The organism is Flavobacterium pallidum, from assembly GCF_003097535.1.
GTDB lineage: Bacteria > Bacteroidota > Bacteroidia > Flavobacteriales > Flavobacteriaceae > Flavobacterium > Flavobacterium pallidum.
Genome location: NZ_CP029187.1, coordinates 1,399,660 through 1,414,859 on the forward strand (window position 1 = coordinate 1,399,660; position 15,200 = coordinate 1,414,859).

8 protein-coding genes are annotated in these 15,200 nt (G+C 44.8%); 7 read left to right on the plus strand and 1 reads right to left on the minus strand.

Annotation, left to right across the window (positions count from 1 at the left end; translation table 11 throughout):
* Positions 1-105: 105 nt before the first annotated feature.
* The 7 genes from HYN49_RS05675 (at position 106) to HYN49_RS05705 (ending at position 8,035) form a co-directional block, all read left to right on the plus strand.
* Positions 106-651 (plus strand): NuoI/complex I 23 kDa subunit family protein, encoded by a 546-nt coding sequence (locus HYN49_RS05675; protein ID WP_108903219.1) that lies wholly within the window; start codon positions 106-108, stop codon positions 649-651.
* Entirely contained in the window at positions 651-1,175 is a 525-nt protein-coding gene (locus HYN49_RS05680; protein WP_108903220.1) for an NADH-quinone oxidoreductase subunit J family protein, read from the plus strand. The genes HYN49_RS05675 and HYN49_RS05680 overlap by 1 nt, the downstream gene beginning before the upstream one ends.
* A 1-nt stretch (position 1,176) precedes the next feature.
* A complete protein-coding gene (nuoK, locus tag HYN49_RS05685) occupies positions 1,177-1,497 on the plus strand; it encodes an NADH-quinone oxidoreductase subunit NuoK (protein ID WP_108370153.1) in 321 nt (106 codons plus the stop codon).
* Positions 1,498-1,500: 3 nt separating this feature from the next.
* Entirely contained in the window at positions 1,501-3,396 is a 1,896-nt protein-coding gene (nuoL, locus tag HYN49_RS05690; RefSeq protein ID WP_108903221.1) for an NADH-quinone oxidoreductase subunit L, read from the plus strand.
* Positions 3,396-4,838, plus strand: a complete 1,443-nt coding sequence (locus tag HYN49_RS05695; RefSeq protein ID WP_108903222.1) for a complex I subunit 4 family protein — start codon at positions 3,396-3,398, stop codon at positions 4,836-4,838. The genes nuoL and HYN49_RS05695 overlap by 1 nt, the downstream gene beginning before the upstream one ends.
* Positions 4,839-4,851: 13 nt before the next feature.
* On the plus strand, positions 4,852-6,219 hold the full coding sequence (locus tag HYN49_RS05700) for an NADH-quinone oxidoreductase subunit N (protein ID WP_108903223.1): 1,368 nt from the start codon (positions 4,852-4,854) through the stop codon (positions 6,217-6,219).
* 196 nt (positions 6,220-6,415) lie between these two features.
* Positions 6,416-8,035 (plus strand): T9SS type A sorting domain-containing protein, encoded by a 1,620-nt coding sequence (locus HYN49_RS05705; protein ID WP_108903224.1) that lies wholly within the window; start codon positions 6,416-6,418, stop codon positions 8,033-8,035.
* 100 nt (positions 8,036-8,135) lie between these two features.
* Here HYN49_RS05705 and HYN49_RS05710 read toward each other — a convergent pair whose 3' ends face one another.
* Positions 8,136-15,104, minus strand: a complete 6,969-nt coding sequence (locus HYN49_RS05710; protein ID WP_108903225.1) for a gliding motility-associated C-terminal domain-containing protein — start codon at positions 15,102-15,104, stop codon at positions 8,136-8,138.
* Positions 15,105-15,200 lie beyond the last annotated feature (96 nt).

Here is a 15,200-nt window from a genome sequence, read left to right on the forward strand (position 1 = left end):
GTACAAGCGCCTAGCCCCGATCGCAGCGGCATCCTTTTGTTTTTTTCTTTAAAAAACAAAAGATATAGCGGAGAGCGGGAATAGCTTCAAATAAAAAAATATAAAATGTCAATAGAAACGATTTCATTATCAGGCAGGAAAAAAGAGGTTTCCGACAAAAAGATGACTTTTTGGGAGAGCCTGTACCTGGTAGCGATTGTAAAAGGGCTGTTCATTACGATCAGGCACCTTTTTACAAGGAAAGTGACCGTAAAATATCCGGAGCAGGTACGCGAAAGGAGTACCGTTTATCGTGGGCAACACTTGCTGAAGCGCGATGAGCAGGGAAGGGAAAATTGTACAGCCTGTGGGCTTTGTGCGTTGTCATGCCCTGCGGAAGCAATTACAATGACTGCGGCTGAACGTAAGCCGGAGGAGAAACATTTGTACCGTGAGGAGAAATATGCATCGGTGTATGAAATCAATATGCTGCGTTGTATTTTCTGCGGATTGTGTGAGGAAGCTTGTCCGAAAGACGCGATTTACCTGACAGAATCTAAAGTGCTCGTGCCTTCGATGTATGAAAGGGAGAGTTTTATTTTCGGGAAAGACAAACTGGTGATGCCGCTGACACAGGCGATGCAGAATGCCCAACTTAATAACGCGAACTAATGGCGACAGCTTTACTTATATTTTACATCCTTTCTGCCGTCACATTGGCGAGTGCGTTTTTGACGATTTATTCAAGAAACCCGATCCACAGTGCGATTTACCTTGTGATTTGTTTCTTCTCGATTGCAGGTCATTATTTATTGCTTAATGCGCAATTCCTCGCGATTGTACACGTGATCGTGTATTCCGGGGCGATTATGATTTTATTCCTGTTTACGGTGATGCTGATGAACCTGAACAAGGAAGATGAAGTGCATAAGCCACGTATGGCGCGTTTTGTGGCGATTACCCTTTTTGGAATCATGTGTGTGATATTGGTCGCTTTGTTCATGAACTCCAAGCCGGTTTCCGATATTTATGTACAGGACGGCACCGATTACCAATCGATCAAAGTATTGGGTCGTGTGTTGCTTGATGGAAAAGAGGGGTATATGGTGCCGTTTGAATTCGCTTCGGTATTGCTGCTTGTAGCGATGATCGGAACGGTATTGTTGTCTAAAAAAGAAATAACCGAAAAAAAATAAGATGCAGAATATATTAGAACAGATAGGCATACAGAATTATATTTTCCTTTCGGCGATTTTATTCTGCCTGGGTGTTTTCGGGGTGTTGTACCGCCGGAACGCGATTATCGTTTTCATGTCGATTGAAATCATGCTGAATGCAGTGAACCTGTTGTTTGTTGCTTTTTCAACATACCACCAAGATGCTCAGGGACAGGTTTTCGTATTTTTCTCGATGGCTGTTGCTGCTGCGGAAGTAGCCGTAGGATTGGCGATCGTGGTGTCGATTTTCAGGAACGTAGGCTCGATCGATGTGGCTTACCTTAAAAAATTAAAAGGATAATTAATGGATACCAATGTAGCTTTAGTGTTGTTATTAGCGCCTTTTATAGGTTTTCTTATCAATGTTTTCTTTGGCAAGAGCCTTGGCAAATCGGTTTCCGGAATTATCGGGACGGCTTCTGTAGTGGTTTCTTTTATTATTACGCTAATATTTTTCATGGAAATCAATAATGGGCATGAACCTGTTAAGATTACGGTTTTTGACTGGATGGAAGTGGCCAATGTGAAGATTGGTTTCGGATTCCTTTTAGACCAGCTTTCGTTATTGTGGCTGATGTTTGTAACAGGAATCGGATCGTTGATTCATATATATTCTATCAGTTATATGCATGATGATGAGAATATGCATAAATTCTTCGCTTACCTGAACCTGTTCGTGTTTTTTATGATTACGCTGGTAATGGGAAGCAATCTTCTGGTGATGTTCATCGGTTGGGAAGGTGTAGGATTATGCTCTTATTTACTGATCGGTTTCTGGTATAAGAATCAGGATTATAATGATGCTGCGAAGAAGGCATTCATTATGAACCGTATAGGGGATTTGGGATTATTGATTGGTATTTTTATACTGGCAGCTTCCTTCTCGACTTTGGATTTTGACGTTTTGAAAACCCAGATTATCGCTGGTGTTGATTACCGTGATTTCTGGATTGCCGTGGCTGCGTTGGCATTGTTTATTGGTGCGTGCGGTAAATCAGCACAAATTCCTTTATATACGTGGCTTCCGGATGCAATGGCGGGACCTACGCCGGTTTCAGCGTTAATTCACGCTGCGACGATGGTCACTGCGGGAATCTTTATGGTGACAAGGTTGAATTTCCTATTCGATCTGGTTCCGGATGTACAGCATATTATTGCGGTTGTCGGTGCTGTTACGGCATTGGTGGCTGCAACAATTGGACTTGCACAAAACGATATTAAAAAAGTACTGGCATATTCTACAGTTTCCCAATTGGGACTGATGTTTTTGGCTTTAGGACTTGGCGCTTATGAAGTCGCCGTATTTCACGTAATTACACATGCATTCTTTAAGGCGTGTCTATTCCTTGGCTCAGGTTCTGTGATTCATGCTTTACACGGTGAGCAGGATATGCGCAATATGGGCGGATTGAAAAAGTACATGCCGATTACATTCTGGACGATGATGGTTTCTACGCTGGCGATTTCGGGAATATTTCCATTTGCCGGTTTCTGGTCCAAAGACGAAATATTGATGGTAGCCCACGAGCACAATATGATATTGTATGTTATCGGTTCGATTGCTTCGATTATGACGGCTTTTTATATGTTCCGATTGATGTATCTTACTTTCTTCAGGGAATTCCGTGGAACGGAGGAGCAGAAACATCATTTACACGAAAGCCCGGGATTAATCACTTTCCCATTAATTGTTTTGGGAATCCTTGCAACTATTGGCGGATTGATCAGTTTGCCAACAGGAAGCTGGCTGAATCATTATCTTGAGCCATTATTCGAAGGCAGTAAGAAAGCGGCACATCATGGACTGACTGATGAAGCATATATATTGATGGCCATTGCCACGGCAGGCGCCATCGTCGGAATCGTATTTGCCTATATGAAATATATTAAGCAGAAGCAGGTTCCGCCGGTTGATGTTGAAATTACGGGATTGACTAAAGTGGTTTATAACAAATATTACGTCGATGAAATTTATGATTTCTTATTCGTAAAACCGATTGTTGGCTTATCGCGCTTTTTCCGTGAATATATTGAAACGGCATTGTCGGCTACGATTTTCGGATTGGGGAAAGCCACCGGGGAACTTGGTTATTACGGAAAGAAACTCCATAACGGAAGCATCGGCTTATACCTGTTTGCTTTTGTACTTGGTCTTTGCGCTATATTTTTATTCATTTTCAGCTCAATAATTTTTACATAATGGATGTAACTTACCTATTAATACTGCTGCTGGCAGGAGCATTTGTAACTTATTTTTCAGGAGATAAGGCGGCACCGAAAGTCGCGCTGTTTTTTGCACTTGCGTCACTTGGGGTTTCCATAGGCTTGCTCAATATGCACAATGCGGGACAGGATATCAACTTTATCTGCCAGTGGATTTCGAAACCGAATATTTCTTTCGCTTTAAATGCTGACGGACTTTCACTCGCAATGATTTTGCTTACCACAGCACTTACGCCGATTATCATCTTTTCGGGTTTTGGCAATCAATTCAAGAGCGGTAAATCCATTTATGCCTTAATATTATTCATGTCGTTTGCGATGGTTGGGACTTTCCTTGCTGCGGACGGTTTATTATATTACATCTTCTGGGAAATCGCCCTGATCCCGATTTATTTCATTGCGCTGATCTGGGGTAACGGCGATGCAGAAGCCCGTAAGAAAGCTGTCGTGAAGTTCTTCATCTACACTTTCGCAGGATCATTATTTATGTTAACCGCTTTTGTGTATCTGTACCAAAAAGCTGGAAGTTTACTGATTGATGATTTGTATAAACTGGATTTGACTGCCGACGAGCAATTGTGGATTTTTGCTGCTTTCTTCCTGGCTTATGCCATTAAGATTCCGATCATCCCTTTTCATACATGGCAAGCAACGGTGTACCAAAAAGCGCCTACTGTCGGCACCATGCTGCTTTCAGGTATCATGCTGAAAATGGGATTGTACAGTGTCATCCGCTGGCAATTGCCGATTGCGCCTTTTGCCGCTAAAGAGTATAAAGACGTATTGATTGGATTGGGGATTGCCGGTGTGATTTACGGTTCGATTGTAGCACTAAAACAAAAAGATCTTAAAAAACTGCTCGCCTATTCTTCCCTGGCGCACGTAGGTTTAATTGCTGCAGGTGCGTATGCATTGAACTTTGACGGACTTAACGGTGCGGTGCTGCAAATGATAGCGCACGGTTTCGTAGTCGTCGGTTTGTTCTTTGCGGCAGAGATTATTTACAGGCGTTTCGACACAAGGACTATTTCAGATATGGGCGGCATTAGGGTTCAGGCACCGAAATTCACTTCGATGTTCATGATTCTTGTGCTTGCTTCAGTGGCTTTGCCTTCTACGTTCAACTTCGTAGGCGAGTTTACAGTATTGTATAGTTTATCTCATGTCAACGTGATTTACGCAGTATTGGGAGGAACCACGATTATACTCGGTGCTTATTATATGCTGAAAATGTTCCAGAATGTAATGTTGGGTGATGTAAAAGCCAAGCGGACTCCATTTACCGACGTTAGGCTGAATGAAACCATCACGATGGTAGCGATTATTGCCGTGCTGTTTTTCTTCGGGATGTACCCGAAGCCAATCACCGACCTGATTGCGCCAAGCATCGAAACTATAGTATCACAAATCAACAGATAACAGTCAGATAAAAATGAACTTATTAATAGCTATTACGGGATTGGGTGTCTTATGCCTTATGTTTGAAATCTTCAACCTGAGGAAAGCCTTGGTACCACTCGTCATTTTAGGGCTGTTGGGTGCTTTGGCGTTGGACATATCTGAATATGATGCCATCATCAAGTCTAACAACAACATGATTACCGTAAATAATTTTTCGGTAGCGTTTTCAGGCTTATTCATCATCCTTACAATATTCCTTGTGGCACTGAGCCACAATTTTTACGAAAAACATCAAACCAAAATCTCTGATTACATTGCCATCAAGGTATTTATGCTTGCAGGTTGTGTAGCGTTGGTGTCATTCCAAAACCTTGCGATGTTCTTCCTTGGCATCGAAGTGCTTTCGATTTCATTGTATATCCTTGCTGCAAGCAACAGGCTCAATGCCAAGAGCAATGAAGCGGGTATGAAATATTTCCTGATGGGATCCTTTGCTTCAGGGGTATTGTTGTTCGGAATCTGCTTGATTTATGGCGCTATCGGTTCTTTTGATATGGCTGTGATTGAAGAAGCCGGAATGTCGGCAGCGGTAGAAGAGTGGTTTTACATCGGAATTATCTTAGTAAGCATCGGATTGCTGTTCAAAATTGCAGCAGTGCCTTTCCATTTCTGGGCACCGGATGTGTATCAGGGCGCACCTGCATTGACCACGGCGACGATGAGTACCATCGGTAAAGTGACTGCAATGGCAGCTTTTTTCAAATTGGCCACAGTAATGAACGTCAATCTTCCTGAAGCGCAAAGTGTGATTGTGGTGGTTTCGATGTTGTCCATGACAGTAGGAAATATTATGGCTTTAAGACAGGCGAATGTAAAGCGTATGCTCGCGTTCTCAGGAGTTTCACATGCGGGATTCCTGTTGATGACGCTTTTGGGCAATGACAACCCTCCTGCAACATTGTTGTATTATTCTGCGTCATATGCATTGGCTGGAATTGCGGCATTCAGCGTCATCCTATATGTATGCAAGAACCGTGATAACGAAGATATTGTAAACTTTAACGGATTGGGTAAATCAAATCCTTTGCTGGCTGCTATCCTTACCGGTGCCTTGCTTTCGATGGCAGGGATTCCTGTATTTGCTGGATTCTTTGCAAAACTGATGTTGTTCGGGCAGGTCATCAGTGCCGGGCATATCGCTTTGGTGATTGTTGCGGTTGTCAACTCAATCATCAGCGTAGGTTATTACTTCAAATTAATCCTTGCGATGTATACCAAAGAAGCAAATGAAGCGCGCCCGGGAACACCGGTATTGCTTTATGCTACGGCAATCATTTCGCTCTCGCTGAATATCGCAATGGGGTTATTTCCATCGGTAGTATTGGATTTACTGACGTAACACACAATTAGGACAAAATAATAAAACCCCCCGCATCAGGTGGGTTTTTTTGTTTTCAACTGTTACTATAGAACTAATGCGATGCTTTACGTTACAAACAGGGCATCAGTTTTTATTTGTTTGAGACGATCGGCACATCGTAGCGTAAAATAATACGGAACACCTAAAACACGATTATTAATTTTATTACACGGGTATGAATAAGCGAATTTTCTTTCTGCTGTTATTTGTTAATGCCATTAATGCGCAAAGTATTCATTGGGAATGGGCAAAGAATTTTGGATCATCGTATCTTGATAATGCAGCTTCATTGGCTTTAGATTCGGACAATAGTGTTTATGTGACGGGAAATTACTTTGGGCCCTCAATGAATATTGGCACAGTAACACTGACTACTACGGGTGGTAATTCTGATTTTTTTATCGCAAAATATGATGCAGGCGGTAATGTGATCTGGGCCAGAAGTGCCGGAGGTACTGAGAATGAATACGGAGTAAGCGTCGCCGTTGATGCAGATGATAATATCTATGCGACCGGTTGGAGCCACAGTGATAGCATGACATTTGGATCCATCACGATTAGCGGTTCCACCTTTGTCGTAAAATACGACCCGTCAGGGAATGTAATCTGGGCAAAAGGCTTTGGAGGTAATGAAAGTCATAGCACGGCTGTCAGAACTGATATTTTGGGTAATGTATTTATCTTAGGGAATTTTTCAGGAACGGATATCGCTTTCGGTACCGCCACATTGAGCGGCTATGAGGATATCTACCTTATGAAATTTGATACCAATGGCAATACATTGTTAGCTAAAGCTTTTGGTTCTGCAGCCTTGGAAAACGGGCAGTCATTGGAAGTAAATTCGTTAGGGAATATTTTTATAACAGGCTATTTCTGCAGCCCCACAGTTTCTATCGATTCCGTAACCATTTCAAATACAATCGGAAATAACGGATACGGTGATGCTTTTCTGTTGAAACTCGATCCGTCCGGAAATGCATTATGGGGTAAAGCTGTGGGCGGAGGCAGTCCTTTTTGGGAAAGAGGTTTTGGCATCACCTCCGACGATAATGACAATGCCTATGCCATAGTAGAATATTGCAGCCCGACGGTCAATGTTGATGGTACTATCCTGAATAATATTTCTAATTTCGGAAATCATAATACTTTCATTGTAAAGTACGATACAAACGGAGCCTTAAACTGGATTAAGGATTTTGGTTTGTCTCAGAACCATGGCTTTGGCATCACGGTAGACCATGATGGAAATGTTTATGCAGCTTCCAATTTCGGAGGTACAATTAATCTGGAAGGGGCTGCCATAGACTTTGCCGGAGGATATGATATTTTTATAACCAAATATAATAGTCAGGGTGTTTTACAATGGGCCACCGGCGTAGGCGGTATTACCTGGGATTATGCAGATGATATTGCCGTAAACGATACAAATGATGTTTTTGTAACCGGATCTACTGTCGATGACGGAACTGCGTTTGGCGACAATGTTTTAATCAATCCTGGTGAGGTCAATTTATATGTGGCAAAACTTACGCAGACAGACAACCTGAATATGGAACACGATTTGTACGACAATACAATAAAATTGTTTCCTAATCCTTGCCGTAATGATATTACTGTGGCAGGAATCAAAACAAAAACAACGTTAAGGCTGTATGATGAAACTGGAAAATTTCTCTTCTCCCGTGAAACAGAAGGGAATGCCGAATTGGATATGTCATCACTGAATACCGGAGTATACTTTATGTCGATTCAAAGTGGAAAGATGTTGGAGTTTAGAAGAATCCTGAAAGAGTAAACACCATTATAAATGCGTTTATCAATCTATATAATGAATAAATAAAAAATCCCAAATTCCATATCTATTGGAGTTTGGGATTTTTATTGCGTTTTAATCATTACCTGTTCAAATAAACCCACCCCGTTTTCGTCGTGCCGTCGACCATTTCCGCTACATAGAAATAGGTGCCATCCGGAAGCTGTTCGCCGCGGTCGTCATCGCCGTTCCAGGTGTTGTTGTAATGGTTGAAGGAGTTCACTTTGGTGCCCCAACGGTTAAACAATTCCAGTTTCAGGATATCACAGCCTACCACCGTAAACGTATCGTTCTTGGAGTCATTGTTCGGAGAAAATCCTTTCGGCAATACACAGCCACTAACCAAATTGATCGATTCGCTATACTCACAGCCGTTGCTGTCCCGCACGCTGACGATGTGGTCGCCTGCGGCAAGGTTTCGGATCGTATTGTCGGTAAAATACGTTCCACCGTCAATAGCGTATTCATAAGGAGGCGTTCCGTTTGTAACACCGTCAATGCGTACCATGCCTGTTGCAACGTCTCCCTGGGGATTAATCGTCGTAAGTTCGAGATCTTCCGGAGAGGCATTCACGACGATATCCATAACAATGTTCGGGCCGCAGTTGCCTTCTGGTGTAAATGTATAAGTGCCACTACCATTGATTATGGCAGGATTCCATGTGCCTCCGATCCCATTGTCCGAAGTTGACGGCAAGTCCGGAATCGCAAAACCGGAACAGTAAGGGCCCATTTGAGAGAATACTGCGGTTTCGAAAGGTGCTACATTGACATAAATTGTTGTGGCTAAAGCGCATTGTCCCGCCTGAGGCGTAAAAGTATACAAAGTAGTTTGTGCCGTATTAATCACAGGTGGATTCCAACTGCCGGTAATTCCATTAGGAGATGTCAGCGGCAATACCGGAGGCGTGCTTCCGAAGCATACGGCCGGTATAGGATCAAAATACGGCAATGTTTTAGGATTGACGGTGATTTCCATGGCGGTGATATCAGCACATTGACCGGGAGCCGGTATGAAAGCATAGATAGCACTTAAAGTATTGTTTACTGTCGGAGGAAACCACGAACCAACGATGCCATTTGTGGATACCGCCGGCAATATCGGGGCCACATCGCCTTCGCAAATGGGATTTACAGGATTAAATACTGGCACAGTAATCGGCAGTACGCTGATATTCATCGTAAAACTGCTACCGCATTGGCCTGCATTTGGCGTAAATACATAAGCCGCAGTTCCTGTATTCAGGATGTTGATAGCAGGCGGATTCCACGACCCTGTAATCCCATTTGTAGAAACTGTCGGCAATACGGGTGGCGTACTTCCAAGGCAAACTGCAGGAATTTGATTGAAAGTCGGGGCGATAGCATTGCTTACAATAATATTTAACGCAACCGCTACGGCACATTCACCGGCATCCGGTGTGAAAATGTATCCTGCTGAATGCTGGTTGTCGACTACTGCAGGCGACCACGTTCCATGTACGCCATTGTCAGACACCGTTGGCAATAGCGGTGCAGTCGCGCCGCTGCAGAGGAATGCAGGAATACTGAAAATAGTGCTTCCGGGAGTTACAGTAACTGTTATTGTAACCTGCTCAGTGCATACAGGCGGAGAGCCGTCAAGAGGCGTAAAAGTGTAAGTCCCACTTGCTGTATTGCTGATGATTGACGGGAACCACGTTCCTGAAATGCCATTGGTAGAAACCGAAGGAAGCGTTGGCGCTACTGTACCCGCGCACAATGGTCCGATGGGATCAAATGTTGGCGTAACAACAGGGTTCACGGTAATGTTTACAGAAACAGCTGCGTAACACGCGTTGCCTATCGGTGTAAAGGTATAAGTTCCCGACGCAGTATTATCAACTACAGCCGGATTCCACTCACCCGGAATCCCGTCATTGGAAACTGATGGTAATACCGGTGGCGTGGTACCTGAACAGAAAGGGGGAATCACGTCAAATACAGGAATAACAGACGGGGCTACAGTCACTGCAATTGTTACAGGCAATCCACATTGGCCTGTATCAGGGGTAAAGGTATAAGAGCCATTATTCTGATTGTCGATTGCGGCCGGATTCCATGTCCCGGTGATGCCATTATTTGATGTTAAAGGAAGGGCAGGAGCGATGCTGCCTGAGCAAATCGTGCCAATCGGATCAAATACAGACGGAATAGTATTGCCAACGGTAATGTTTATCGTGATTGGCCCGGAATCGCATTGTCCTGCATCGGGGGTAAACGTATAAGAGCCATTATTTTGATTGTCGATTGCGGCCGGGCTCCATGTCCCGGTGATGCCATTATCAGATGTTGGCGGCAATGCAGGCGCTGCGCTTCCGGTACAAACGACTGTCGGCAAACTGAATGCCACATCAATGGAAGTACTTACCGTCTGGGTTAAAGTAACAGGCAAAGCACATTGTCCCGCATCAGGAGTAAAAGTGTACGTTCCGGTAACCATATTGTCAACCACGGCAGGATTCCATACCCCCGTATATCCATTTTCAGAAACGGATGGAAGTATTGGTGCGGCTTCATTGGTGCAGATGGTAATCAAAGCAGGGAAAACAGGGGTTACAGGCGTATTTACGGTAACCTCCAATGTGGTCACATTGGCACACTGGCCCGGATAAGGCGTAAAGGTATAAGTGCCAGAAGCAGTGTTATCCACTACCGCTGGATTCCACGTTCCTGCTACGCCTTCATTTGAATCCAAAGGCAATACAGGGCTCGTATCTCCCATACAAATTGCAGCTACCGGATTAAATGTGGGTGTAAAATAAGGAACGGCTGTGATTTGCACACTTACGACAAGTCCACATTGTCCGGCATCCGGCGTAAAAACATAGGTGTTTGTCGTATTAGGATCGACAACTGCAGGATCCCAGGTGCCTGTGAACCCTTCCAGAGAAGTTGTCGGAAGTATGGGCGGCGTGTCACCTATACAAAAAGTATTATTAAGAGCAAACGTAGTCGTACTCAATGGATTCACTTCAATAACCATAACGGCAACGTCGGCACACAAACCCGTATCAGGAGTAAATACATAAACGCCCGTCAGCATATTGTCTACTGTCTGAGGATTCCAGGTTCCTGTAATGCCATTGGTCGAAACCGATGGAAGAATTGGTGCCGTCTGGCCTTCACAAAGCGGGGCGATTTGGTCAAAAACAGGTGTCACCACATTATTTACAGTAACATCAATTGTAGTTGGGATACCACACTCACCAGGATTAGGCGTAAAAGTATAGCTTCCGGAAACGGCATTGCTTACATTGGCCGGATCCCATGTCCCCGAAATACCGTTATTCGAAACCAAAGGCAGTATTGGTGCTGGTAACCCGAAACAAATCGGTGCTATGAAGTCAAAAGTTGGTGTCAGTATCGGACTTACATCAATATGGACGGTAAGGCCTGTTGCGCATTGGTTTGCATCAGCGGTAAATACGTACGTTCCGCCTGTAGTGTTGTCCACAGTGGCCGGATTCCATGAACCGGTAATTCCTTCGTTGGATACCGTTGCTAAAATCGGGGCCGTTTCCCCTATGCAAACCTGGGTGTCAATATTGAATGAAGGTGTCACGATTTGGTTTACAGTCACGGTAAGTTGTACTTCCAATGTACACACGTTGCCCGTGTCGGGAGTGAAAGTATAAGTTGCAGTTGCAGTATTGCTGACCGTTGCGGGGGCCCAGGTACCGCCTACACCATTGTTTGAAGTCAATGGCAGTATCGGGGCAGCATCGCCGGCGCAAATGGCAGCAACCGGATCGAATACCGGTATAATGGTTGGATTTACGATAATGTCCAGGGTTGTGGTGGTGCCACATTCTCCCGGATTCGGCGTAAAAGTATAGGTTGCGGTATTATCAGCATCAACAACAGCAGGATTCCATGTCCCTGAAATGCCATTGTTCGAAACCAAAGGCAAAACCGGAGCCGTATTCCCGGAACACAATGGGCCGATCGGGTCAAAATCCGGAGTAACAATAGGATTTACTTCAATATTTACGATTGCTGGCAAAGCGCACTGCCCGGCATCCGGAGTAAATACATATGTACCGTCGGCCACGTTATCAACTGTCGCAGGATTCCATGTGCCTGTAATGCCGTCGTTTGAAATTGTTGCTAACACCGGAGGTGTTTGCCCGACACAGATTTGCGTATCAATGGTAAAAGCAGGTACGATGTTTTCATTTACAGTGACTGTCAGTTGTGCATTCAGGGTGCAGGTATTCCCTGCATCCGGTGTAAAAGTATATGTAGCCGTTGCGGTATTGCTGACGGTAGCGGGATTCCATGTCCCGGTAACGCCGTTATTTGAGGTTAAAGGCAAAACCGGCGCGATTCCATTTTCACAAATCGGTGCCACCGGATCAAAGATCGGGGTCATGACTGGATTTACGGTCACGCTTAAAGTAGTCGGCGTGGCACATTCTCCCGGATTCGGTGTAAAAGTATAGATTCCCGAAAGCATGTTGTCAATCACTGCCGGGTTCCACGTTCCTGAAATATTATTATTGGAAACCAAAGGCAATGCCGGAACCGAATCGCCTGCGCACAAATCTGCCACAGGATTGAAAGCCGGTACCAATATCGGGTTCACCTGGATGTTTACAATCCTGACGGTGGCGCATTGTCCCGCAGTTGGTGTAAAAACATAAGTCCCGTCAGCCATGTTATCGACCACTGCAGGATTCCATGTCCCTGTAATGAGGTTGTTGGAAACGTTCGGTAAAAGCGGTGCAGTATCGCCTGCGCAGAGTTGCGTGTCGATTGTAAACGTTGGGTTGATGTTATCCTGAACCGTTACGGTAATCTGCGTGGTTAAAGCGCATTGCCCGGCATCCGGTGTAAAAGTATATGTAGCCGTTGCAGTATTGCTGACGGTAGCGGGATTCCACGTTCCGGTGATGCCGTTGCTGGAAATTATCGGGAGTACCGGTGCAACATCTCCTTCGCATATAGCAGCGGGAGCCGTGAAAGCGGGAATGACATTGTTATCAACGGTAACTGTCAGTGTAGTCTGAATGGCACATTCACCCGGATTCGGTGTAAAAGTATATGTCGTTGTTGTGGTGTTGCTCACAGTTGCAGGATTCCACGTACCTGAAACGCCATTATTAGACACAGTAGGGAGTACAGGCGCAATTCCTCCGGAACATATTGGCTGAACAGGATTAAAAGTGGGTGTCAGGATCTGATTGACGGTTACTGTGATCGTTACAGGCTCAGCACAAGGGCCGGCAATATCAGGTGTAAAAGTATAAGCTCCCGTAGCCATATTGTTGATGAAGGCAGGATTCCATGTGCCATTGATGCCATTATTTGAAGTGTTCGGCAACAGCGGCGCAATATCACCTGCACAGAACGGATCTATCGGATTAAAAAGCGGGATTTCATTCGGGATAACTTGTATTTGTAAAGTTTGTGTTGTACCGCATTGCCCCGGATTTGGGGTAAAAACATAGGTCGTAGTAGCGGTATTGTTCACGACAGCAGGATTCCATGTTCCTGTAATGCCGTTTAGTGAAGTTGCCGGCAGCGTCGGTGGTGCCGAATTTTCGCAAATCGGTGCGATCGGGCTGAACGTCGGAACCGTATTTGGGGTTATTGTAACCGACAATGTAAATGGTGGTGCACATTGGCCCGGGTTTGGCGTAAATACATAACTTCCCGAAACCATATTATTGATCACGGCAGGATTCCAAGTTCCGGTAATACCATTGTTTGAAACCGGTGGTAATGGCGGACTTGGCATCCCTTCGCAAACCGGAGGCAGCGGATCGAATGTCGGGTTTATGGTCGTAACCGTAATGGTACGGATTAAAGGAACGGCGCACTGCCCGGCATTTGGGGTGAAAGTATAACTGCCGCCTGCCTGGTTATTTATGGTTGGTGGGTTCCACGTTCCTACAATTCCGTTATTAGACAAAGTTGGCAATACTGGAACCGGTTCATTATAGCAAACGACGGAAGGCACCGAAAAAGTAGGCGTAACATTATTCACTACGAAAATCGTCAGGCTTAAAGTTTCAGCACATTGCCCGGCATTTGGTGTAAAAGTATACGTTCCCGTTGCAGTATTGCTTACGGTTGCCGGATTCCATGTTCCGGTGATACCGTTAGTAGAAGAAGTCGATAAAATCGGGGCGACACCGTTACGGCAAATTGCGGGTACAATAGCATCAAATGTCGGTACAACCTGATCTTCGACCGTTACGCTGGCTGTATTCTGAATGGTTGAGGTAATGCCACAGCTATCGGTAATCGTCAGGGAATATATGCCGGAATGGCTAAGTTGCGCCGATATCACAGGGTTTTGCTGCGCCGATGTGTATCCGTTCGGTCCAGTCCAGTTGTAGGTGTAAGGCGATGTACCTCCGGAAGGATTTGCTGTCAGTTGCAGATTGCTGTTCTCACATATTGTAGTGGCGGAAACTGTAGGGTTTGTGACGGGATTCGAAACGGTAAATGATGCCCTGAAATTCTGGCCTGAATTGCTGATGAACCGTGTCGTTTCACAACCAGAAGTCGTTACATCCGATCCGTCCAGGCTGTAAAATACCTCAAGGATGTAATTTCCGGAAGTCAGGCCTGTAAGGAAATTGGTGTTCAAGCCGTAGTCTTTCCATTTTTGGTCATTGGCAGCACAAGGCCCAAGGCCGTCATTAAATATGCTTGTTCCGGTATTGCACTCAAACAATTGTGCCAAAGGAATCGTGTTAAAAACCCCGGACGGTGATCCTGCCGGATAAGCACGCCAACTGAGCGTGACCGAACAGACATTTGATGTTGCGGTTTTCCAGGTTTTCACTTCGCCGGCAGTGATGGCTGCACAGGTTGAATTCTGGCTGAAGGTCCCCAGATTGACGCCGTCAAAAAATTGCGCGCCCGGATCAGGGTTGATGAGTTGGATGGACTGCGAACCGGAGATATTGTAGATCGTATTGTTGATCCTGATTCCGCTCGCAAAGGATTCGAAATTTTGGCCGTAGCCAATAACAGTAGTAAAAAATAAGATAAAGAGCAGGCAGTAATTTTTTTTCATTGCTGTCAGTTTTGGGGAATGTAAACAGTTTTGTGTTTGGATTTTGGCTTTAAATCAGTTGTTAAAGTTATTTCTTTTTTGAGTAACGCACTAATT

Excerpts from the sequence above, each read along its gene's own strand:
- HYN49_RS05710 (WP_108903225.1), bottom strand. The coding sequence starts at position 15,104 with ATGAAAAAAAATTACTGCCTGCTCTTTATCTTATTTTTTACTACTGTT.
- nuoL (WP_108903221.1), top strand. The coding sequence starts at position 1,501 with ATGGATACCAATGTAGCTTTAGTGTTGTTATTAGCGCCTTTTATAGGT.
- HYN49_RS05700 (WP_108903223.1), top strand. The coding sequence starts at position 4,852 with ATGAACTTATTAATAGCTATTACGGGATTGGGTGTCTTATGCCTTATG.
- nuoK (WP_108370153.1), top strand. The coding sequence starts at position 1,177 with ATGCAGAATATATTAGAACAGATAGGCATACAGAATTATATTTTCCTT.
- HYN49_RS05680 (WP_108903220.1), top strand. The coding sequence starts at position 651 with ATGGCGACAGCTTTACTTATATTTTACATCCTTTCTGCCGTCACATTG.
- HYN49_RS05675 (WP_108903219.1), top strand. The coding sequence starts at position 106 with ATGTCAATAGAAACGATTTCATTATCAGGCAGGAAAAAAGAGGTTTCC.
- HYN49_RS05695 (WP_108903222.1), top strand. The coding sequence starts at position 3,396 with ATGGATGTAACTTACCTATTAATACTGCTGCTGGCAGGAGCATTTGTA.
- HYN49_RS05705 (WP_108903224.1), top strand. The coding sequence starts at position 6,416 with ATGAATAAGCGAATTTTCTTTCTGCTGTTATTTGTTAATGCCATTAAT.